This is a genomic window from Mesorhizobium sp. USDA 4132 (genome assembly GCF_056279545.1).
The window spans coordinates 1249617-1269739 of record NZ_JBWCCP010000001.1 but is presented as its reverse complement, the minus strand read 5'-3'; the positions used below and the strand labels follow the sequence as shown (position 1 = coordinate 1269739).

At 61.8% G+C, this 20123-nt stretch carries 24 protein-coding genes and 1 pseudogene; 12 read left to right on the top strand and 13 right to left on the bottom strand.

Annotation, left to right across the window (positions count from 1 at the left end):
• Positions 1 to 52: 52 nt before the first annotated feature.
• The 3 genes from ACZ9IU_RS06640 to ACZ9IU_RS06630 all read right to left on the bottom strand — a co-directional run bounded on the left by ACZ9IU_RS06640 (position 53) and on the right by ACZ9IU_RS06630 (position 3974).
• Positions 53 to 2014 carry an acyltransferase family protein gene (locus tag ACZ9IU_RS06640; protein ID WP_051899669.1) on the bottom strand — a complete coding sequence of 654 codons (1962 nt, stop codon included), beginning with the start codon at positions 2012 to 2014 and terminating at the stop codon, positions 53 to 55.
• Between the two features lie 156 nt (positions 2015 to 2170).
• On the bottom strand, positions 2171 to 3286 hold the full coding sequence (locus ACZ9IU_RS06635) for a helix-turn-helix transcriptional regulator (protein WP_051899668.1): 1116 nt from the start codon (positions 3284 to 3286) through the stop codon (positions 2171 to 2173).
• A 256-nt stretch (positions 3287 to 3542) separates the two neighbouring features.
• Positions 3543 to 3974 carry a winged helix-turn-helix transcriptional regulator gene (locus tag ACZ9IU_RS06630; RefSeq protein WP_038541217.1) on the bottom strand — a complete coding sequence of 144 codons (432 nt, stop codon included), beginning with the start codon at positions 3972 to 3974 and terminating at the stop codon, positions 3543 to 3545.
• 88 nt (positions 3975 to 4062) lie between these two features.
• Here ACZ9IU_RS06630 and ACZ9IU_RS06625 point away from each other — a divergent pair, with 88 nt between their 5' ends.
• On the top strand, positions 4063 to 4878 hold the full coding sequence (locus ACZ9IU_RS06625) for an oxidoreductase (protein ID WP_038548933.1): 816 nt from the start codon (positions 4063 to 4065) through the stop codon (positions 4876 to 4878).
• Between the two features lie 57 nt (positions 4879 to 4935).
• A complete protein-coding gene (locus ACZ9IU_RS06620) occupies positions 4936 to 5937 on the top strand; it encodes an NADP-dependent oxidoreductase (protein ID WP_038548931.1) in 1002 nt (333 codons plus the stop codon).
• An 11-nt stretch (positions 5938 to 5948) separates the two neighbouring features.
• Here ACZ9IU_RS06620 and ACZ9IU_RS06615 read toward each other — a convergent pair whose 3' ends face one another.
• Positions 5949 to 6410 (bottom strand): YcgN family cysteine cluster protein, encoded by a 462-nt coding sequence (locus ACZ9IU_RS06615; protein ID WP_038541213.1) that lies wholly within the window; start codon positions 6408 to 6410, stop codon positions 5949 to 5951.
• Positions 6411 to 6596: 186 nt separating this feature from the next.
• Between ACZ9IU_RS06615 and ACZ9IU_RS06610 the strand changes: the two genes are divergently transcribed.
• Positions 6597 to 8810: a transglycosylase domain-containing protein gene (locus ACZ9IU_RS06610; RefSeq protein WP_051899667.1), complete on the top strand. Its 2214-nt coding sequence runs from the start codon at positions 6597 to 6599 to the stop codon at positions 8808 to 8810.
• Here ACZ9IU_RS06610 and ACZ9IU_RS06605 read toward each other — a convergent pair.
• Positions 8791 to 9258: a hypothetical protein gene (locus ACZ9IU_RS06605; RefSeq protein WP_038541210.1), complete on the bottom strand. Its 468-nt coding sequence runs from the start codon at positions 9256 to 9258 to the stop codon at positions 8791 to 8793. The genes ACZ9IU_RS06610 and ACZ9IU_RS06605 overlap by 20 nt on opposite strands.
• Before the next feature lie 377 nt (positions 9259 to 9635).
• On the opposite strand from ACZ9IU_RS06605, the gene ACZ9IU_RS06600 reads away from it, so the two are divergent.
• Both ACZ9IU_RS06600 and ACZ9IU_RS06595 read left to right on the top strand, forming a co-directional pair.
• A complete protein-coding gene (locus ACZ9IU_RS06600; RefSeq protein ID WP_038541207.1) occupies positions 9636 to 10229 on the top strand; it encodes a DUF1214 domain-containing protein in 594 nt (197 codons plus the stop codon).
• Positions 10230 to 10257: 28 nt separating this feature from the next.
• Positions 10258 to 10863, top strand: coding sequence for a DUF1254 domain-containing protein (locus ACZ9IU_RS06595; protein ID WP_244447484.1), 606 nt, complete (start codon positions 10258 to 10260; stop codon positions 10861 to 10863).
• A 15-nt stretch (positions 10864 to 10878) separates the two neighbouring features.
• Here ACZ9IU_RS06595 and ACZ9IU_RS06590 read toward each other — a convergent pair whose 3' ends face one another.
• On the bottom strand, positions 10879 to 11055 hold the full coding sequence (locus ACZ9IU_RS06590; protein WP_157885085.1) for a hypothetical protein: 177 nt from the start codon (positions 11053 to 11055) through the stop codon (positions 10879 to 10881).
• 658 nt (positions 11056 to 11713) lie between these two features.
• Between ACZ9IU_RS06590 and ACZ9IU_RS06585 the strand changes: the two genes are divergently transcribed.
• The gene (locus tag ACZ9IU_RS06585) at positions 11714 to 12754 is read left to right on the top strand and encodes a DUF2336 domain-containing protein (protein WP_173426743.1); all 1041 of its coding nucleotides are present in this window, start codon (positions 11714 to 11716) and stop codon (positions 12752 to 12754) included.
• 19 nt (positions 12755 to 12773) lie between these two features.
• On the opposite strand, the gene ACZ9IU_RS06580 is transcribed toward ACZ9IU_RS06585, so the two are convergent.
• A complete protein-coding gene (locus ACZ9IU_RS06580; RefSeq protein WP_038541203.1) occupies positions 12774 to 13115 on the bottom strand; it encodes a DUF1491 family protein in 342 nt (113 codons plus the stop codon).
• A 127-nt stretch (positions 13116 to 13242) separates the two neighbouring features.
• Here ACZ9IU_RS06580 and ACZ9IU_RS06575 point away from each other — a divergent pair, with 127 nt between their 5' ends.
• Both ACZ9IU_RS06575 and ACZ9IU_RS06570 read left to right on the top strand, forming a co-directional pair.
• A complete protein-coding gene (locus ACZ9IU_RS06575; RefSeq protein ID WP_038541200.1) occupies positions 13243 to 13578 on the top strand; it encodes a GIY-YIG nuclease family protein in 336 nt (111 codons plus the stop codon).
• Positions 13579 to 13704: 126 nt separating this feature from the next.
• A complete protein-coding gene (locus ACZ9IU_RS06570; protein ID WP_007772654.1) occupies positions 13705 to 13872 on the top strand; it encodes a Thivi_2564 family membrane protein in 168 nt (55 codons plus the stop codon).
• 51 nt (positions 13873 to 13923) lie between these two features.
• Here ACZ9IU_RS06570 and ACZ9IU_RS06565 read toward each other — a convergent pair whose 3' ends face one another.
• Positions 13924 to 14316 (bottom strand): tautomerase family protein, encoded by a 393-nt coding sequence (locus ACZ9IU_RS06565; RefSeq protein ID WP_038541196.1) that lies wholly within the window; start codon positions 14314 to 14316, stop codon positions 13924 to 13926.
• A gap of 106 nt (positions 14317 to 14422) precedes the next feature.
• Between ACZ9IU_RS06565 and ACZ9IU_RS06560 the strand changes: the two genes are divergently transcribed.
• On the top strand, positions 14423 to 15289 hold the full coding sequence (locus tag ACZ9IU_RS06560) for a LysR substrate-binding domain-containing protein (RefSeq protein ID WP_038541193.1): 867 nt from the start codon (positions 14423 to 14425) through the stop codon (positions 15287 to 15289).
• 75 nt (positions 15290 to 15364) lie between these two features.
• Here ACZ9IU_RS06560 and ACZ9IU_RS06555 read toward each other — a convergent pair whose 3' ends face one another.
• Positions 15365 to 16006: a dihydrofolate reductase family protein gene (locus tag ACZ9IU_RS06555; RefSeq protein WP_038541189.1), complete on the bottom strand. Its 642-nt coding sequence runs from the start codon at positions 16004 to 16006 to the stop codon at positions 15365 to 15367.
• Between the two features lie 146 nt (positions 16007 to 16152).
• Here ACZ9IU_RS06555 and ACZ9IU_RS06550 point away from each other — a divergent pair, with 146 nt between their 5' ends.
• Entirely contained in the window at positions 16153 to 16509 is a 357-nt protein-coding gene (locus ACZ9IU_RS06550) for an ArsR/SmtB family transcription factor (protein ID WP_038541186.1), read from the top strand.
• Positions 16484 to 16972 (top strand): SRPBCC family protein, encoded by a 489-nt coding sequence (locus ACZ9IU_RS06545; protein ID WP_173426742.1) that lies wholly within the window; start codon positions 16484 to 16486, stop codon positions 16970 to 16972. Before ACZ9IU_RS06550 ends, ACZ9IU_RS06545 begins: the two co-directional genes overlap by 26 nt.
• 81 nt (positions 16973 to 17053) lie before the next feature.
• Here the strand turns inward: ACZ9IU_RS06545 and ACZ9IU_RS06540 are convergent.
• The 4 genes and pseudogenes from ACZ9IU_RS06540 to ACZ9IU_RS06525 form a co-directional block, all read right to left on the bottom strand.
• A pseudogene (locus tag ACZ9IU_RS06540) lies at positions 17054 to 17143 on the bottom strand (peptidoglycan-binding domain-containing protein); the annotation flags it as partial.
• Between the two features lie 114 nt (positions 17144 to 17257).
• Positions 17258 to 17965, bottom strand: coding sequence for a head GIN domain-containing protein (locus ACZ9IU_RS06535; protein WP_038541181.1), 708 nt, complete (start codon positions 17963 to 17965; stop codon positions 17258 to 17260).
• 34 nt (positions 17966 to 17999) lie between these two features.
• On the bottom strand, positions 18000 to 18572 hold the full coding sequence (locus tag ACZ9IU_RS06530; protein ID WP_038541178.1) for a DUF1700 domain-containing protein: 573 nt from the start codon (positions 18570 to 18572) through the stop codon (positions 18000 to 18002).
• Positions 18572 to 18895, bottom strand: a complete 324-nt coding sequence (locus ACZ9IU_RS06525) for a PadR family transcriptional regulator (protein ID WP_038541175.1) — start codon at positions 18893 to 18895, stop codon at positions 18572 to 18574. Before ACZ9IU_RS06525 ends, ACZ9IU_RS06530 begins: the two co-directional genes overlap by 1 nt.
• Positions 18896 to 19056: 161 nt before the next feature.
• Between ACZ9IU_RS06525 and ACZ9IU_RS06520 the strand changes: the two genes are divergently transcribed.
• On the top strand, positions 19057 to 20040 hold the full coding sequence (locus ACZ9IU_RS06520) for an alpha/beta hydrolase family protein (protein ID WP_038541174.1): 984 nt from the start codon (positions 19057 to 19059) through the stop codon (positions 20038 to 20040).
• Positions 20041 to 20123: the final 83 nt, after the last annotated feature.

Sequence of the window (20123 nt, the reverse complement as noted above, 5' to 3'; positions counted from 1 at the left end):
GCTATGTGGAGCTTCCCATCATGGGAAGGTCAAGGGGTGCCGGCGGATATTCTCAAGGGCGGCAGATACCGGCGGGCCGGGCAGCGGGGACAGGGCCATCACCGCAGCCCTCAGTCGCCGCTTTCACGATAAGATCGTACAGATGGTATTTCTTTCCGAGCAGCCGTATTCCGCCCTGGGAATAGTGCCCCGCATCCGCATAAAGGGAGACGCCATCCTCGGAAACCCGGCAGGTCATGCCGTTGCACCGGCCGGTGCCCAGATCGATCACCGGATAGTCCCGCGCAACGATATTCATGATGTCCATCGCGACGCGGCCTCGCCGGTTCACGTCGTCAGCAGACAGATCACAGCGGTCGGCCGCGATCTCCAGCAATCTTGACCGGGCAACACAACCGCCGACATCGGTTCCCGTCTGCGGAGGCGGCGCGAAAACCACCGGGCTCAATCCCATTTGCCGCAAGTGGGACAAGGATCCCAGGAAACTGTCCAGAAGCAGCGCCCGGCTTGCCGGTACACTCTGCCCGTCCTTCCGAACGAACGTTTCGGACCCGGTATAGATGTCGAGATTGACGCCTATCGCGACGTATCGAAGCGTCCTGGTTGTCGCCATGGCGTCGAGGACGTCCCTATTCCGGGACAGGCAGCCTTCGGGCGACCTGCGACCGTCGCTGGCGACCGGGTAGGTAATGTCGGTGAACGGTCCGCAAAGGCTTTTGGTGAACTGCACGAGTTTGACATCGGGGGCCGACGCCAGGATACCTTCCACGAGATGGGCGCCGAAGGAATCCCCCCACACCGCGATCTCGGGACTATCGGACGTGGAGCATTCGGGCGCCATCTTGCCGTTACAGTTTTTGCTCAGCCCTGTGCTCACCTCCGTCATCTCGTATAGACCCGGCGCCCTGAACGCGGCACCGTCGGTCGTTTCAAACATGATCCCGGAGGCGATGCTGGCGGCTACCGCAACGCCGGCGAGGGCAAGGAAACCCTTCGTCGGAACGCGGTTCCTGTCGCGAAACGGCCGCTCGACAAGATAGTAGCTGGCGACCGCAAGCAACGCCGCGACGCAAAGCAGAAGAGCGGACGTTGAAGCGCTCAAGTCATTGGTGAACAGCCGCAAGCGCGCGAAGGCCAGGACAGGCTGATGCCAGAGATAGAGGCTGTAGCTGATCAAACCGACAAACACCAAGGCTCTTGCGGAAAGAAGCCGTCCAGTCAGATTCTCTGAAGACGAAAATAGAAGAACCAGCGCGGTTCCGACCACGACGGGCAGCGTCTGCCAGCCGGGATAATACGGCCCGCCTTCAACGAAGAAGCAGGAGAGGACGATCATCGCGAGACCGCAAGCCGCCGCCAGACCGCCGTAGCGGGCTTTTTCTCCATCGAAATTCGCCAGGCTGATGCTGGCGCCGACGCCAAGCTCCCAGAAGCGCGTGGGCAGAAGGTAGAAATTCGCCGCAGGATCGAACAGCGGCACAACCTGCGTGGCAAGGAAACTCGCCGTGCTCAACAGGAGAATGGCCGCCAGAACAACCTGGCGGCGAAACCGGCGCAAGGCCATCAGAACAACCGGGAATATGATGTAGAACTGTTCTTCGACGCCGAGAGACCACGTATGCAAAAGCGGTTTCAGGTCGTTGCTTGAATCGAAATAGCCGGTTTTACTCCAGAAATAGAAGTTCGAAACGAATAGATTTACCTGGTATAGGCTGCGGCCAAAGTCGCGCAGCTCATAGGGAAGCATCCAGGCCCATGCAAAAGGCAGACAAGCCAGGCAGATGCAAAGAAGCGCTGGAGCGATGCGTCGCAGGCGACGCTCGTAGAAGCAGAGGAGACTGAATTTCCGCTCTTCGACTTCGCGATACATGATCGACGTTATCAGATAACCGCTGATGACGAAGAAGACGTCGACGCCAACAAATCCGCCGCGGAAACCCAGACCAGCGTGGAATATAAGGACAGGAACCACAGCGACGGCCCGCAGGCCGTCGATTTCCGGTCTGTATTTCATTCTACAATCCAGTGCGAAATCAATTGACTATAGGCTATGCAACAACAGGCTGCACCCTTCCCATACCTGAGCCAATAATTGCAACCCTCCACGTGCGTGCGGGTTATTCAACAAAGGAATGTGGCCGATTTAACCCGGGCGCGCTTTTCGGGGCGTTCACGGTTCCGGGCGACCGCCACCGCTGAAGTTCGGTGCATTCAGCCCTGAAAGCAGCAGAACCAGTTCCGCCTGGCGGGTGGTGCCGGTTTTCAGCATGATCTTCTTCAAATGCGAGCGGGCGGTTTCGAGCGAGATGCCGAGCGAGGCGGCGATCATTTCCGGCGTCTGTGCCATGGCGATGGCGCGCGCCACACGGGCTTCGGCAGGAGTGAGGTCGAAGAGGCCACAGAGCACCCGCATGTCCGGCGGGCCGACCTGCCCGACCTGGGTGACGGCCAGCACCGCCATCGAACGGGAGAAGATGTCGCGCGCCGCGCGGCGGACCGGCAGCAGATGCAGGATCAGCGGTGGCGCGCCGGCGCGTCCCGCCATCGGCAGGGACTGCACGGCCGGCGCAGCCTGTGCCTTGTAGTGCTCGATCGCCTCCTCCAGCAGGGCATTGGCGCCCACCCCTTCCAATATCAGCCGATCGCCGGCGCCGGTGCGGATGCGCGGGCTCAGTGTCTCCATCTCGGGGTTCATGGCGATCGCCCGACCGGCGTCGCCGATCACCGCCGCCGGCAGTCCGAGCATGGACAGCGTTTCGGTCATCGATCGCGCCTCGTTGAAGGCGAGCCGCGACGACATATAGGCAGCCCGGGCGATATCCGGCTTCAAGAGATCGAGGCGCGCCAGCTGTTCGTCGGAAAAATGCGTCAGGCCCTTGGCGCGCATCAGCGTGATGACGATGACGTGCCCGGTCGGCTCCTGGAAGGCCCAACCCGCCTCCCATTGCATGCCGTGCGGCTCGATGATGTCGCGCTGGATCGCATCATTGGCAAATTCCTCCGCGCTCAGGAGATCGGTCACGCGGACAAACGAAAAGGGCGAACGTTGCATGGCCCGAAGGGGGCGAACATTGTCGAGCCGGGCGTCGCTCTGCACGAACTGGGCGAAGGCTTCGGCAATATTCGGAGTGGTGACGTAGCGATGATTACCGCTGCCGTCGACGGTGAAGATCGAGGCGGTGCTGGACCCGGCCTCCAGGGCAATCCTCTCGCAAGTCTCCGTCCAAAGCTCCGGAACCAGGGCTGCCTCGTAGAGGCGGTCTGCCAGCGTGCCTTCTGCATTCATCGGGGTGCCATCGGAATGAATTCGGGATGAAACTGGACTGTTGCGGTAATCTTTAACGTTTCTGCAAGCCTCGGTATACCGGAAGAATTGCGTGAAGCTCCGATTGTCCCCCTTAACTTACTTGAATGACAAGTAATAAAGCTGTGTTTCGAACAGCTTCCCGTGTGCTCCTCGCTCGCGAGGCGAGCAATCCGGCGCGGGACGCGAGCTTTCAACCAGAGTTGCCGGGCGCCGCTCCCTCTGCCTTGAAGGGGGCTTATTCGGGTGCGGCGATCCGGATAGGACGTGTTCCGACCGGAGCGCCGGTCGCGCGGTCGATGGTGACGGGATCGATTTCCGTTCCGGTTTCGGCGTCGAAGAACCGGGTCACCTTGCCCCCGCCGCGATGCTTGCGTCCCCACGCGCCGATCGCAAACAGAACCGGCAGAAAGTCGCGGCCGGCTTCCGTCAGCACATATTCGTCCCGTGGCGGACGATCGGAATAACGGCGTTTCTCCAGGAGCCCCTCCTCGGTCAGGCCTGAAAGCCGTCCCGTCAGCATGGTCGGCGCGATGCCGAGGCTTTTGCGAAACTCATCGAAACGGGTCAGCCCCGCATGGGCGTCGCGCATGATCAGCATGCTCCACGCATCCCCCACAAGCGCCAGGCTCCGGGCGATCAGGCAGGGCTGGTCGGAAAGATTCTTCATGTCGATATCTTTTTAGTAGTGACTTCATACGGATTTGATAGTAACTGATCGCTCCATGATGTTCCATCACAAAATGAAAGCGGAGCCGATGAGCAAGAAAAAACGTGGCGTTGCCCTGGTTACGGGTGCCTCCTCAGGAATAGGACTGGTGACGGCGCAGGCGCTGCGGCGGGATGGCTATCTTGTCTTCGGCACCAGCCGGAAGCCAATGGCCGACACGGTGGACGGGGTGACGATGCTGATCTGCGACGTGACCGACGACGCATCCGTCAAAAATGCGGTTGACGAGGTTCTGCGCCGCGCAGGGCGGATCGATCTTCTCGTCAACAATGCCGGGGTCGGTCTGCTTGGCGGCGCCGAGGAATCCACCACGGAACAGGCGAAGGCTCTCTTCGACGTCAACGTGTTCGGCATCATCCGGATGACGAACGCCGTCCTGCCCGTGATGAGGGGCCAGCAGAAGGGCCGCATTGTCAACCTCAGTTCGATACTCGGGCTGATCCCGGCTCCTTTCAACGGCCTCTATGCGTCGACCAAGCACGCCGTCGAAGGCTATTCGGAGTCCCTCGACCATGAAGTGCGGACCCAGGGCATCCGCGTCGTGCTTGTCGAACCCGGTTTAACCCGCACCGCCTTCGAGGAAAACCTGACGCGCGCGGACCGCCCGCTTTCCGTCTATGATGCGGTTCGCGCCGGCGCGGAGCGGCTGATGCACGAGGCCGTCGCGAAGGGAGATGCACCGGAAGTGGTCGCCGAAGCCGTCCTAAAGGCTGCCAATGCGACATTGCCCAAACGGCGCTACACTGCCGGAAAAATGGCAGGACAGGTCCGCTTCATACGTCGCTTCCTGCCCGAAACCATTGTCGACAAGAACCTTCGGAAGTTCAACGGGCTTCCCGCCTGAGCATTCATCGCAGGCCCGCCGGCGATGCCGGCCACCACGGAAACGAAAGTCAGTCCGATGAAATCATTCCTGATCGATCGCTATCGCAAAGGCGGCACCCTGCGGCTCGGCGAAATACCCGAACCGTCATTGCGCGACAACGATGTCATGGTCGAGGTTCATGCCGCCAGCGTGAACGCCCTGGACAACAAGATCAGGGACGGCGAATTCAAGCTTATCCTGCCCTATCGCCTTCCGCTGGTGCTGGGCAACGACGTGGCGGGCGTCGTCGTCCGGGTAGGACCCAAGGTCCGGAAGTTCAAGCCGGGAGACGAGGTCTATGCCCGTCCGGCCCAGGACCGCATCGGGACATTTGCCGAGTATATCGCCATGGACGAGGCCGATGTGGCAATCAAGCCCGGCAACCTTACCATGGTGGAGGCCGCATCCATTCCGCTTGTCGCGCTGACGGCATGGCAGGTCCTTGTCGAGCGGGCCAACCTGCGGAAGGGGCAGAAGGTCCTGATCCATGCCGGGTCGGGCGGCGTCGGCACCATCGCAATCCAACTCGCCAAGCATCTCGGAGCTCATGTGGCCACGACCACAAGCACGGCCAATGTCGCTCTCGTGAAAAGTCTCGGGGCGGACATCGCGGTCGACTACAAGAAAGACGACTTCGAGAAAGTGCTGCAGGGCTATGACGTCGTGCTGAACAGCCTCGGCAAGGATACGCTGGAAAAATCCTTGAATGTATTGAAGCCGGGCGGCAAGCTGATCTCGATTTCCGGGCCGCCCGATCCCGACTTCGCCCGGCAGAACGGCTCCGGCTGGCTGCTTCAACAGGCCATGCGCCTGCTGAGCTTCGGCATCAGGCGAAAAGCGGGACGCCGGAAGATCGGCTATTCGTTCCTCTTCATGACGGCGAACGGCGGGCAACTCGCACAGATCACCTCGCTGATCGAGGCCGGTCATATCCGCCCGGTGATGGACCGGGTCTTCCCGTTCGAGAAGACCAACGAGGCGCTGGATTACGTCGAAAAGGGTCGCGCGAAGGGGAAGGTCGTCATCGCCGTGAAGTGACGCCGCGTCCTCTAGCGTTCCTCGCCCACCGTCAGCGGCCAGTCGACCACGTAGTCTTCGAAATCTTCCACATCGACCTCGTTTTCGCTGACCGTGCGACCGCGGGCGGAGATGCCGGCCTGGTGCACGGTGTCCGGATCGCCCGAGACTAGCGGATGCCACCAGTACAGATCCTCGCCGTCGCGGATGAGGCGGTAACCGCAGGTCGGCGGCAGCCATGTGATCTCGTTGACCGTCGTCGGGGTGAGCTGGATGCAGTCCGGCACGGTCGCCTGGCGGTGCTGATAGTCTTTGCAGCGACAGCTTTCCCCGTCGAGCAGGCGGCAGGCGACGGAGGTGAAGACGACGTCGCCGGAATCCCAGTCCTCGAGCTTGTTGAGACAACAGAGGCCGCAACCGTCGCACAGGCTTTCCCATTCATTTTGGGTCAGCTGGTCGAGCCGCTTGGTTTTCCAGAAAGGTTCGTCGGTCATCGTGGATATCACATTTGCGGCAGTTCGGAACAAATCCCGATATCTGCATTTTACCTGTTGCGATTTTGATATCGCGCATCAACCATTTGTCAGCTAAAGCTGATTAACGGTGAGAGGCTAGAGCTCTTGATCCCTTGCAGGGACCACGTCAAGCACATCTCATCGAAAGGGCAGGGAATTCCGAAGGTGCAGGACGAGCCAAAGTCATCCGACGACCGGCCGCGCGGCAAGCGCCACCTGCTGCTGCGCATCGATTCCTGGATCGATTCCACCGTCTGGAATCTCGGTTTCCGGCTTGCCGAAATCTGGGAGGAGATCACCATCTTCTTCCGCCGTTTCCGCGTGCGCGGCTGGAAGCGCATCGGCTTCGAGCTTGCCGGCGAGGCGATGACACTTGGCACCGCCGGTTTCGTGCTGCTCCTGGCGCTCGCCCAGCCGGCCTTCGAGGAGACCCACGAGGACTGGCGCAATCGCGGCGATTTCGCCGTCACCTTCCTCGACCGCTACGGCAATATCATCGGTCATCGCGGCATCATCCATGAGGATTCGGTGCCGATCGACGAATTGCCGGACCACCTGATCAAGGCGGTGCTGGCGACCGAGGACCGCCGCTTCTTCGACCATTTCGGCATCGACTTCTTCGGCCTTGCCCGCGCCATGAGCGAAAACGCCAAGGCCGGCGGCGTCGTGCAAGGGGGGTCGACCCTCACCCAGCAGCTCGCCAAGAACCTGTTCCTCACCAACGAACGGTCGATCGAACGCAAGATCAAGGAAGCCTTCCTGTCGCTGTGGCTGGAAGCCAACCTCTCCAAGAAGGAGATCCTGTCGCTCTATCTCGACCGCGCCTATATGGGCGGCGGCACGTTCGGGGCGGCGGCGGCCGCACAGTTCTATTTTGGCAAGAACATCACGGAGGTGAACCTTGCCGAGAGCGCGATGCTCGCCGGCCTGTTCAAGGCGCCGGCCAAATACGCGCCGCATGTCAACCTGCCTGCCGCCCGCGCCCGCGCCAACGAAGTGCTTTCCAACCTCGTGCAGAGCGGGCTGATGACCGAGGGCCAGGTGATCGCCGCCCGCCGCAACCCGGCGACCGTCGTCGACCGCGCCGACGCCAAGGCGCCCGACTATTTCCTCGACTGGGCCTTCGATGAAGTGCAGCGGCTGGCGCAGGCCGGCAAGTTCCACGAACATTCGGTTGTGGTGCGCACGACGATCGACATGGGCCTGCAGCAGGCCTCGGAATCGGCGATGGAATCGAGCCTTCGCGAATACGGCGAGAGCTACAAGGCCAAGCAGGGCGCGCTCGTGATGATCGAGAACGGCGGGGCCGTGCGCGCCATGGTCGGCGGCCGAGACTATGGCGAGAGCCAGTTCAACCGCGCCGCCAGAGCGCTGCGCCAGCCGGGTTCGTCCTTCAAGCTCTATACCTATTCGGCGGCGATGGAGAACGGCTTCAAGCCGGAATCGACGATTTCGGATGCGCCGATCACCTGGAACGGCTGGTCGCCGCAGAATTACGGCCGCGCCTACAAGGGCAAGGTGACGCTGCTTTCAGCCATGGCCCAGTCGCTCAATACCGTTCCGGTCAGGCTCGCCAAGGAATATCTCGGCACTGACGTGATCGTGAAGACCGCCAAGGCTTTCGGCGTTGAAACGCCGCTCAGGAAAGACAAGACCATCCCGCTTGGTACTTCGGAAATGACCGTGCTCGACCAGGCGACCGGTTACGCCGTGATGCCGGCCGGCGGCATGCAGTCGCGCCGCCACGGCATCGAGCAGGTTCTCGGATATGGCGGCGATGTGCTCTACGATTTCAACCGCGACGAACCGCCGGCCAAACGCGTGCTCTCCGAACAGGCGATGTCGTCGATGAACCGCATCCTGACGCAGATCCCGGTGATCGGCACGGCCCGCAAGGCGGCGCTCGACGGCGGCATCGTCACCGGCGGCAAGACCGGCACCTCGCAGAGTTATCGCGACGCCTGGTTCATCGGGTTTACCGGCAATTACACGACCGCCATCTGGTTCGGAAACGACGACTTCACCTCGATGAACAACATGACCGGCGGTTCGCTGCCGGCCGCGACCTTCAAGACGGTGATGGATTATGCCCATCAGGGCATCGAACTGCGCGCCATTCCCGGCATCGACAATCCGCTGCCGACCGGCGACCACAAGGGCAATGCGGTCGCCAAGAAGAAGGACGGCACCCCCGATACCGGGTTGCAGGCGCTCGTCCGGCCCCGCTCGCTATCGGCCGAATCCACCCGGCTGCTGCGGCAGATTGCCGGAAAGCTGAAAGAAGCCGGCCGGCTCGGACCTGCCACCGCCAAGGTGGCCGACAAGACCACGACGGGATCGGTCACCGAGGCGCTGCCCGTCAGTTCCAAAAGCCCCTGAGCCCCTGGCTTCCGAGCCTGCCGCGCACGGTCGCGGCGACGCAGAGCGCCGTCACGCCCTCGTGCAGGCCGCCCTGCATCAGCTTTTCGAAAGCGATGCGGTCCCTTTCAGCCAATCCGTCGTCGGCTCGCGAAACCCAGCTGCGGAATAACGCTGTGCGTTCGCCCTGATCGATATCCTGACCCATCAGGTCGAAAAAGCGGACATAGGTATCGACCGCGAAGTCCTTGACCGGCGGGCTCGTCCAGCCTGGCCTCGCCGCCTGCGGCAAGCAGGTGTCGATCGCCTCGACGACCGCGCGGCGCGCCTCGGTCGGCTGGCTTTCGGTCAGCGTCATGAAGTCGGCGGAAATGGTCTTCGGGCTCGCCGGCCCCGTTTCCTGCTTCAGGTGGTAATAGGCACCCGAAAACCCAGCCGCCACGGCCACCAAGGCGCCGGTCGCCATCATCCATAATCTCATCGTCTTTGCCCCGGAACGTTGTCTCGGGGCGACGGTAGCCAAGGAACAGGCTTGGCGTAGTGCGCGCGGATTCTAGTCACAGGAACCGCTTAAAATAACGTTATCAAACGGTTAGCGGATGGCGCCGGTTGTGCGGGAATAGAACGAAAGGCGCGTAGGCTGGATAACTTTGGCACAGGCGGCGGTGCTCATCTCGGTCGGGCGCGGAATGGAGACCGGTTGCCCAGCCCGTAATTCGGTCGGTCCGGCAAGACTGATTCGGGTCAGGCGGACGCCTGTACCGGAAAGACACAACCCACCCATTCCTTCCCAATAGAATCAATGCTAACCCTCTGACATAGCTGTCCGAGGACCAAAGCAAACCCGTGTTCCGTGTTCCCTTCCTCATAGCGATCGCGCTCACCATCGCCTTCGGCGGCGGGATATGGTCCACCCTCGTCGCGCTGGATGCCACGATCGGTTTCGGTGCGATCAAGCTCGGCTCATGGGAAGCCTTTCCGCAGGCGCAGACAGCGCAGGCGGACCCTTATGCGAAGTCGCACCGGGCCAATGCCGGCAAGCTCATCTACGCGAGCGCCGAGGGCCTCACCTTCATTGCCTCGGTCGACGAAAAGGGCGATCGCCTGACCGGAAACTGCTCCTACCGCCTCACCGGCCGCACGCCGCCGGCGCGTTTCTGGACGCTGTTTGCCGCGGCCCCCGGTGCCGCCCCGCCCTTGGCGCAATCGGACCTGCCGACTGCGCTCAATTCCCGCATCGTGCTGCGCGACGGCGACAGCGACGGCGGTTTCGACATCGCGATTTCCGCAACCGCCAAGCCAGGCAACTGGCTGGCCGTCGCAGCGCCTGGCGCGTTCCGGCTGACGCTAACGCTGTTCGACACGCCGACGGCCGGCAGCTCCGGCCTGATCGACCTCACCATGCCGCGTATCGAGAAGACCGGGTGCGGCAATGTCTAGAAGGCTTGGATTTAGACGTTTGAGGTCGGTGAGTTCGAGAGCTGCGGAGCCGGTATCCCGGGGGTTCGCGCTGAAGGCGCTGCTGGCGGTGATCACCGGCTTGATCGGCGCGGCGCTGCTGCACCTGATCATCGTGCTGGCGCTGCCGAGTTTCAGTGAGCGCGACGCCTATACGCGGGTGCTGGCGGAAGGGGAGATCTTCCGCTTCTACCGGCTGGGAGAAAAGCCGGATCGCGCCGGGCTTGCCAAGGACGATCCGTTCGTCGATGCGACGGTCTGCGCCTTCGATATCTCCGACGGGCCGGTCCGGCTGACGGCCGCCAATGGCGGCGTGCCCTTCTGGTCGCTCGGTGTCTACGACCAGTCGTCGAACGAGGTGTTCAGCATCAATGACCGGACATCGGCCGGCGGCGTGCTGGATGTGGTGATTGCGTCCCCAGCGCAGACGACCGCATTGCGCAAGGCGCTGCCGCAGGCAGTCTCACAGTCGATCCTGGTGGAAGCCAAAGAGGCGGCGGGATATGCCGTCCTGAGAAGTCTCGTCCCGCAACCGAGCTTTGCGGGTATCGTGTCGCAATTCCTGAACCAGGCAACCTGCGCACCGTTCGAATGGCGCTCCCGAAGCCGGTTCTGATGTCTGTCTTGCCGGCTATTCGGCGCGCACCGCGTGGTTTTCGGCCTTGCGGTCGCCCAGGTCTTCGAAACGCTCGTACCGCACGCCGGTGAACAGCAGGAGCTGTCCGGCATTGTCGCTTTCGCCGATCTTGATCTGCGGCCGGCGCTGATGCTCGCTGCGCCATCTGTTCAATACTACGATCTCTGCCATGCTCGTCTCCGTTTAAGGAATTCGAGACGGATGAAGACGGACCGATCTCACCCTGCCCTCTCCAAGGGCCTGACGCATCCCGAGGTAGAAGTTCGGGCATCCGCGCCTTTCTCGCCTGTGCGCCTTGTTCGAAAGCGCAACGACATTTCGACATGGACGGCCGGTTCCGCCTGAACCGGCCGTTATGGAGAAGGTCCCAGGGACGCGGGGCCATCCGGTACTTGAAACCCGGCAAAACACACGCCGGTTACCCCATGATTCAGCCAGACCACCGTTAACAATTCCTTACTGCTAATATAGCAGTTGCTACCGGTGGATGTCTGTTGTCCGCAGCCAAAACGCAGGAGCGTCGGTTTGGTTCACCGCCTCCGCAGGCGCCGATCGCAGCCGCAATTTCCTGGCCGAAACAGAGAAACTGCAAGAAATCATGGACGTATCAAAACGATCCATTTTCACAGACCGTTAACCCTCCAAGAGTTAGCATCCGGTTAAACCAAGGCGACACCATTCTGCAGATGCTCTCACAGCTGCGTGAGCGGGCGCGCGCCACCGGGAGTTTCCCAGGCAAGGTACGATGAGAGCGCCAGGCGGCTTTTCCGGCACACCTGATCGGCGTTCGGCACTCCGGATTTGTTTTGCGTTGATTGCGAGTTTGCCAGTGACGAATGAGTTTCGAGACCTTGAAAGGCCCCAGGCCATGCGTAAGAAGGATGTGGTGCTGATGGCCACGGTGACGAGCTTCGAAAGCCTTCCGTACCCTTCGCGGTCGGAGCTTCGACAGTTCGCCGAGCTCTTCGCCCCCCTGTTTTCCGCATCGTCCGAAGAGGCCCGCCGTGATGCGGTCGCGGCCCTCTCCCAATGCAAGACCGTGCCGCCGGCCGTCGCCTTCTTCATCGCCAGCCAGCCGATCGCCGTAGCGGCCCCGTTCCTGACCTCCTCGACCTGCCTTTCCGACGATGCGCTGATCGCCATCGCCCGCACCCAAGGGGAAGCGCATGCCCGTACCATCGTGCGCCGCGAAGCGCTGTCGCCGACGGTGATCGACGCGCTGGTGGGCTTGCGCTACGACCGCAACACCCGCCGCGATGCGCCTGAAAACCTCGACCCGCTCGTGCCGCGCCGGCCGACGCCGGAAATGGTCGACGAGGCCGAACGCAACGCGCGCGAGGAACTCCTGCGCAACCGGATCAAGGCGCTTGCCGGCCATGTCGACCGGCCCGCCGCCGACCGGCTGGGCTTGCGCAATCTGTCGCCGATCCAGGAGGCGCTGCTGGTGCGGTTCGCCCGCAATCGCGAGACCGGGCTGTTTGCGACCGTGCTTGCCGATACGCTTTCGGCCAGCCGTTGGCTTTCGGAACGGATCCTGCTCGACATTTCCGGCCAGCAGCTCGCGGCGACGCTGAAGGGCCTGGCGATGGAGAAGGACGATGCGCTCTTCATCCTCCAGCGGCTTTACGACCATCTGGCAGCCGAGCAGGACGGCGTGACGCGGAGCGCCTCTCTCTGGGATGCGCTCGACGAGGACGAATGCGGCAAACGCGTCGAGGCCTGGCGCCGCGCCGACAGCTATACCTATCCGGAACCGCAGCATCAGCCGATGTTTGCCGACAATCGCGCAGAGGACAGCCGCGAACCGCGGGTGATCCGCACCACTGCCAGCGCCCGCAAGCCGCTCAATGGCCTCTACCGGGTGCGCTGACCGGTCATAGCGCGGCCGCTCAAGCCGGCTTCACCACTTCGAACAGATCGGCGACGTCGTCGATCTCCAGTTCCAGCAGCCAGAGATCCGGATCGAAGCGCAGTTCGCGCGACAGCACCTCGCGGATGGCTTCCGGCTCGGCCCGTTCCGCCCTCATCTCGAATTTGCGACCGCCATCGTCCTCGCCGAAGAAGTTCTGCGGAGCCGGCGCGTAGAGCGTTTCCAGCCCGTCGCGGAAGCGCTGGCGGATGAAGATCGCACCCGCGGCTTCCGCACCCTTCTTTTCGACAGCGGCAAAACCGCCGAGCCCGAAGACGCGGCGGATCATGGCGGAGACGACGATTTCGGATTTCAGGCGCATGGTTCCTCATACGGCGCTTCGTCACCGGGCGCAAACTCGCCCTCCCCAAATTTTACCCGGATATAACTATTGCCATAATATTACCCGGATGATATTGGCTACACCTCCATCAAGGAAGGCACGGGACATGAACACCATCGACAGGAAAGCGGCGATCTCCGCCTACAAGGAACGCAAGGCCCCGGCCGGCATCTATGCCATCCGTTTTGCACCCATGGGGCAGCGATGGGTCGGCCGCTCCGGAGACCTCGACAAGATCCAGAACCGCATCTGGTTCACGCTCCGGCACGGCAGCCATATGAGCAAGAGCCTGCAGGCGGCCTGGAATTCGAACCGGCCGGAGGATTTCGCGATCGAGCGGCTGGAAGAGATCGACGAGGAGCTGACCGGCTACCTGCGCGACCGGACGCTGAAGGACCGACATCTGCACTGGGCTTTCGAACTGGGCGCCGAAACGGTGTAAGATCATCCGGCGGAAGTCCCTGAGAAGAAACGGGAAATCGCGGTGCCGCGGCCTTTCCTTTCGCCGAATGCACCATATCTTACACATCGGTGCCGCACGGCACTGTCATGAAAAGGAGTTTGGGGCTTGGCTACTTCCGCATTGATCAGCATTCTGATCACCTTCCTGGTGATCGTCCTGGTTCTCTATCTTGTCGCGCGCCTGCCGATCGATGGCCGCGCAAAACAGATCGCGCAGATCATCATCATCATCATCGGCATCATTTCGCTGCTGAAATATCTCGCCGTTTTCTAAGGCAGAGATGCGCCCGGCCATGCCGGGCGCCATCCAACCGGCGGCTCGGGATCACGCCGTCATCGCATTTGTCCGCCGGTATTCCTGCGTCACCCCGCCAAAACCCCAGGCGTCCGCCTCGACCTCGCGGACAATAACATAGGTGGCGGGCGGTATCCCGCCGAGGCTCTTTTTCAAAAGCGCGTCCATCGCCTCGATGAAACGCTGCTTCTCTTCGGGCGTATTGGTGCCGAGCGTGACATTCGCCTCCACATGCGCGGCCACTTCCAGCGGCTGACCGCCGACGGTCCAGCCGGAAAGATCGACCTCCTCCACCAGGACCGCGGTGACCTCGCGGCGTTTGCGCATGATCGTGTTCATCAGCACAGTGGTTTCCTGCTGCAGCAGGCGCCTTGATTCCGGCTCGATGCTTTTGCCGGCGATGATGACGTGAACGAAGGGCATGACGTTCTCCTTTTCGGATTTCTGTTGACGCCGCTATCTTCTCTCCACACAATCATTCTGAAAATCACGAAGTTTCAAACCTATACTTTTACAAAACTCAACGATCATGCTACCCATCAATCTCGACATCGACACTCTGAGAAGTTTCGCGCTCGGCCTGGAACTCGGCAGTTTCGCCAAGGCTGCCGACCGGCTCGGCCGTTCGCCTTCGGCGATCAGCCTGCAGCTGAAGAAGCTCGAGGAACAGGTGGGAGAAACCCTGCTGCAGAAGCAGGGGCGTGGACTTGTGCTGACCGAAGCAGGCGAGATCCTGCTTAGCTATGCCAAGCGCATCCTGGAGCTCAACGACGAGGCGCGGGCGGCGGTGCGCGGCGTCGGCAAGCTCGAAGGCTGGGTGAAGATCGGCGTGCCGCAGGATTTCGCCGAAACCTGGCTGCCGGACCTGCTCGGCCGCTTTTCGAAGATCCATCCGAAGGTGCGGGTCGAGGCCCGGGTGGACCGGGGTGTCGCGATGGTGCAGGCGATCGACAAGGGCGAACTCGACGTGGCGCTGACCTGGGGCACGCTCGCCAGTCCGCGGGCGGAGATCGTCGCAAGGCGGGAAATCGCCTGGATCGGCCCGGACGGCTTCCGGCATATGCCCGGAGGGACGCTTGCGATCGTCGCTTTCGATCCGCCCTGCGCCTTCCGCAAGGCCGCCATCGACGCGCTCGACCGCGGCGGCATCGCCTGGCGGCACGCTTTTGCCAGCCCGAGCCTTGCCGGCCTTTGGGCCGCTGTGACCGCCGGGCTCGGCGTCACCCCCCGGATCGTCGAGGGCAAACCGCCGCAGCTTGCCGCGCTTGATGCGAAAGAAGCGGGCCTGCCCGATCTCGGCGCGATCGAGCTTGCGCTGCACGTCGCCGAAACCCGCCTCGCACCGCCTGCCGAAGAGCTGAAGCGGCTGGTGCTGGAGGCGGTGGCGATGCGTTGAGCGGCGAGCTCTCGCCGCTGATCACCTTGCTGTCCGATGGACGGCCGATGACTGCCCCAAGTGACAGGCTAATGGCTATCGTTGAAACGTAAGGTGGACGGTGCCGCTCTCGGCCGTTTCCGCCTTGACCGTATAACCCGTTTCGAAGCCGCGCAGATCGTCCCACAGGCGGATGCCGCGCCCGAGCAAAATGGGCGCGATAGCAACATGGAGGCGGTCGACAAGGCCAGCCTTGAGATATTCGCGAACGACGGTAGGGCCACCGCCTATCCTGACATCCTTGCCGTTTGCGGCGCTCATAGCCTGCTGGAGCGCATCAACCGGAGTGGTACTGAGGAAGTGGAACGTGGTGCCACCGGCCATCTCCAGGGAGGGCCGCGGCTTGTGTGTCAAGACGAAGACCGGGCAGCGGAACGGTGGCTCGTCGCCCCACCAGCCACGCCAGTTCGGATCGTCGGGAAAGTTGTGCAGCCCGAACATGCCGGCGCCCATAATCTCGGCACCCACATCGGCGAAGTACGCCTTCGCGTATGCGTCATCGATACCTGTGGTTCCCGCTCCCGAGGTATCCTTCAACACGCGCTCCCGGAATGTTCGCGTCGCAGCATATGCGCCGACGAGACGCGACCAGTCCTCGCCGAACGGGGTTTCGGGCGTCTGGTCCGTCGTTGTCGCGAAACCATCGAGCGAGATCATGAGATCGACACGAACTACCACCGGATCCTCCTTGCGTGTGGTTGCACCTTGACCGCCTCATATTCGGAACCGAATACTAAGGTATTTGCCTTTGTATCCAAAGCCTGATACTAAGGCAAGTACCTTTTTATCCTTGGCCGGCGCACCCGCCGATTTGACCGACGCACATGCCTTATCATTCGACTCCGCTCGACCTCGCCTTTCATGCTCTCAGCGACCCGACCCGCCGCGCCGTAGTGTCGCGGCTGGTCGAGGGCGAGTTACCGGTCAGCGCTTTGGCCGAGCCTTTCGACATGGCGCTGCCCTCCTTCGCCCAGCATCTCAAGGTGCTGGAAGATTGCGGGCTGATCGTCAGCCAGAAGCGCGGGCGCAGCCGCTGGTGCCGTCTGGTGCACGCGCGCTTCGACGAGGCGGCGGACTGGATGGTATCGGAGCGCCGGCGCTGGACCGAGCGGTTGGATCGGCTCGAAGTCTACCTGGATAAAACCGAAGAGGACGATGAAGGACATGGCAAAGCTGTTTGAGACATGGTCGCTGGACCGCGAAATCGTGCTGGTGAAGCTGCTGAACCACCGCCGCGAGAAGGTCTTTGCCGCCTGGATGAATCCCAAGGCATTGGCCGAATGGTACGGCCCGGCCGGTCTCAGCATCGAGACCCACGAAGCCGATATCCGCGAGGGCGGGATCTGGCGGTTCGACATGGTGGGCGTGTTCGAGGGCCGGGAACAGCGTTTCCCAAACCTGATGCGCTTTATAGAGATCGTGCCGAACGAGCGGATCGTGATGGATTACGGCACGCCCGACCCTGACGACCCCGACCGCTTCCGCGCCACGGTGACCTTCGACGAGCAAACGGATGGCAAGACGGTGCTGACCATGCGCCAGCTCCACCCCAGCGCCAAACGGCGTCAGGTGGTCATCGGCTTCGGCGCGGTCGAATACGGGCTGCAGACGCTGGAAGGCCTCGCGGCCTGGCTTGACCGCTGAGCGGTCGGCCAAGGTGCCGCGTGCGCCAGCCCTGGCCGCTGGAAACATCGAACATTCGGGCGATTGAGAGCGACGGCGCCCCTACAGCGCGCCGAGCGACTTCAGCTTCTTCAGCACCAGTTCATCGGGTTCGCCGGTCTCGGGCAGGCGGTAGTGGCGCTGGAACCGGCGTCATTAAAAGGAGTTTGGGGCTTCGCTCCTTCCGCATTGATCAGCATTCTGATCACCTTCCTGGTCTATCTGCGCCATGTGACATGGCGGCACTACTAGATCTCGACGAGCGTGTTAAGGCATCTGCTGGATGCTGCCACTGCCTCTGATCTCCGAGCGGCGCATGGTCGGGCGCCCGAAAAGTTCAATGTCGCCACTCCCGGAAATCGAAACGTCCGCATCGACCTGCGCAGTCAGCCTGGCATCGCCGCTGCCACGAATGTCCACCTTTACCGACTTTGCAGTCAGATCCTCGAACTGCGCCTCGCCCGACCCGGAAATACTCAGATCGACCGCGTCGGCGGTTCCAGTGGCGGTAACATCGCCGCTGCCTTCGATGCTCACCTGGAGCTTCGGCTGGCTGATTTGCGACAAGGTCAGATCACCACTGCCACGCAGCTCCCATATGAAGATCGACGGGCCTGACAGTTCAACCTCAAGCCGCGAGGCAAACCAACCGGGATCGCAATCAAGGCCCAGCACGCCAGCTTCGAACCGCACATTGTCGAGCAAAGCGGGGTCGCCGCTGATGACGGCCTCTGCTCTATCGCCTGGTTGATAATGGACGGAAGCCGGCATATGGATCGCCAGACTGTCGCTTGTCGCAAAAGGGAGCGTAACCTGCCGTCGTGCCGAGGTCGCCGGCCCGCAGGTCGATTTCCCTATGCCCCACAAACCCGCCGTATCGGTCCAGCTCGGGCCTGCAAGCGCGATTCCGATCGTCAAAAAAGCAGCGGCGCCAATGAGGCCCGTCGTTGCGACAAATGCCAATGTCCGAGTCATATCGAGGCTCCCTCCGTGAAATATATCGAAAGTTTCAAACGCCGTGCCGGTCCGGTTGGGCCAGACGGAAATGCAATCGGGCATAGTGGCCAAGCATGCGGGTGCCGGCACTTATTCCCATCAAAAGCAAAGCGCCGCCGCCAAGGAAGCCGCTCACAAGTCCGACGCCGATGAACAGGCGCGCCAACAGATGTGTCAGGGCTCCGCCCGGATCGACGAGCAAAGCTGTGAAGACGATCTTCAACCCGACCGCGCCAATCGCCACCAGCACGATGGCAAAGGCCATCGCCAGCACGATCGCCACGATCAGCAATGGCAGCAGCAGAAGCAGGTCGACGATGGCGAGGCCGGCCAATGCCATCATGGCGCCCATGAGATTGGACAGGCTCCAATGGGTTTCAAAACGCCGCAGCCCGATATCGGCGCGCAGTTCCCGGGCGATTCTCGCCGGGTCGCCCAGTGCGGCAGCGACCTCCGCTTCACTGCGTCCATGGGTGTTGGATTCGGCGAAATGGGCCGCATAGTCGGCGACGATCTCTTCGACCTCCTCGGGCGGAAGACCGGCAAGCCCCTGTTTCAGCCTGCTCAGAAAGGCATCCCTGGTCATCATATATCCTCAACAAGTTTATCGACAGCGGCAGCGAAGGATCGCCAGTCATTGCGATGGGCCTCGAAAACCGTCCGGCCAAGCGGTGTCAGCCGGTAATATTTGCGGGGCGGCCCGCTGCTTGATTCCACGATGCGTGTCGCAACCAGGCCTTCATTCTGCATGCGACGCATCAAGGGGTAGATCGTGCCTTCGCCCATGCCGACAGCGGTGACGAGGGTGCTGGCAATCTCGTAGCCATAACTTTCCCCCCGCGACAGCACCGCCAGGACGCAGAGATCGAGCGCGCCCTTTCGCAGTTGAATTTGGATTGAGTCAGTCATCCCGTTCCTCATATTTACATACTATCTATAACACGCTACCTGTTAATGCAAGGTAGCAAGACAGACTGCTGAATATTGCACCCTGCACAATCGCAATACGGCGAGCCGCCGGTCGACAAGGACGGGCCGGCGGACTTCCTTGGTAAATTGGAGCAACGACTATGACGTACCTACGCCTGGCCCTGGCGGCCGCCTTTTGTCTCGCTGTGTCCTCTGCCCATGCCGCGGGACTGAAGTTCCTTCATATCCCTGGCGGGCAAGGGGAGGATCCGGCAATCCATGCGGCGATGTGGTCACCCTGTGCCGAGGTGCCTGCAGATGTGCGGATCGAAGGGCTGACGGTGCCGGCAGTCCTGGATTGTCCGATTGCCGGAGAGAAGCTGCCGCTCGTTATCATCTCGCACGGCTATGGTGGCTGGTACCTTGGCCACCATGACACGGCCGAAGCCTTGGCGGACGCCGGCTTTGTCGTCGTTGCCGTCAATCATCCGCACGCGAATTATGCCGATATGAGCCGCGCTGACGGTTTGGGCGCGTTGATCGGACGTCCTGTCGATATCAAGAGAACCGTTGATTTCATGCTTATGGCCTCACCTGATGCCGCTAAGATAGATCCGCAGCGTGTCGGCTTCTATGGGTTCTCTCAAGGCGGCTATACGGGTCTTGTCATCGCCGGGGCCAATCCGGATTTCAGCAAATTGCCGCCGCGTTGCGCGGACCCGAAAGCAACCGGCTGCCCGCAAACCAATCAAGTCCGACGTTCACAACAAAGGCCGCTACCTCAGTCGCTAACTCATGATCCCCGCATCAGGGCAATGGTAGTCGCTGACCCTCTCAGCGTTGTCCTTCAGACCACGGACAGTGTGAAGAACGTCACGATTCCGCTTCAGCTATGGGGATCGGAGCTGGGAGGGGGTGGCGGAGCATCGCCGGAAGATGTCGCGACACTTGCACGTGTATTGCCCGAAAAGCCTGACTTTCGGATAGTGTCTAATGCCGTCCATCTGTCGTTTTTGACACCGTGCCCCAAGAACCGTCAGTTTTCGGAGGTATGTATCGACGCTCCCGGCTTCGACCGTGCCGCCTTCCACAGGGAGTTTAATGCCGAAGTGATCGCATTCTTCCGGCAAAGTCTGAGGGAGTGAACCGGCGAAAATGTCATCATGCCTGTCCGCAACGGGCGTCACCATTGGCTATTGGCTTCGCCCCAATAACAAAATTCGGGAGA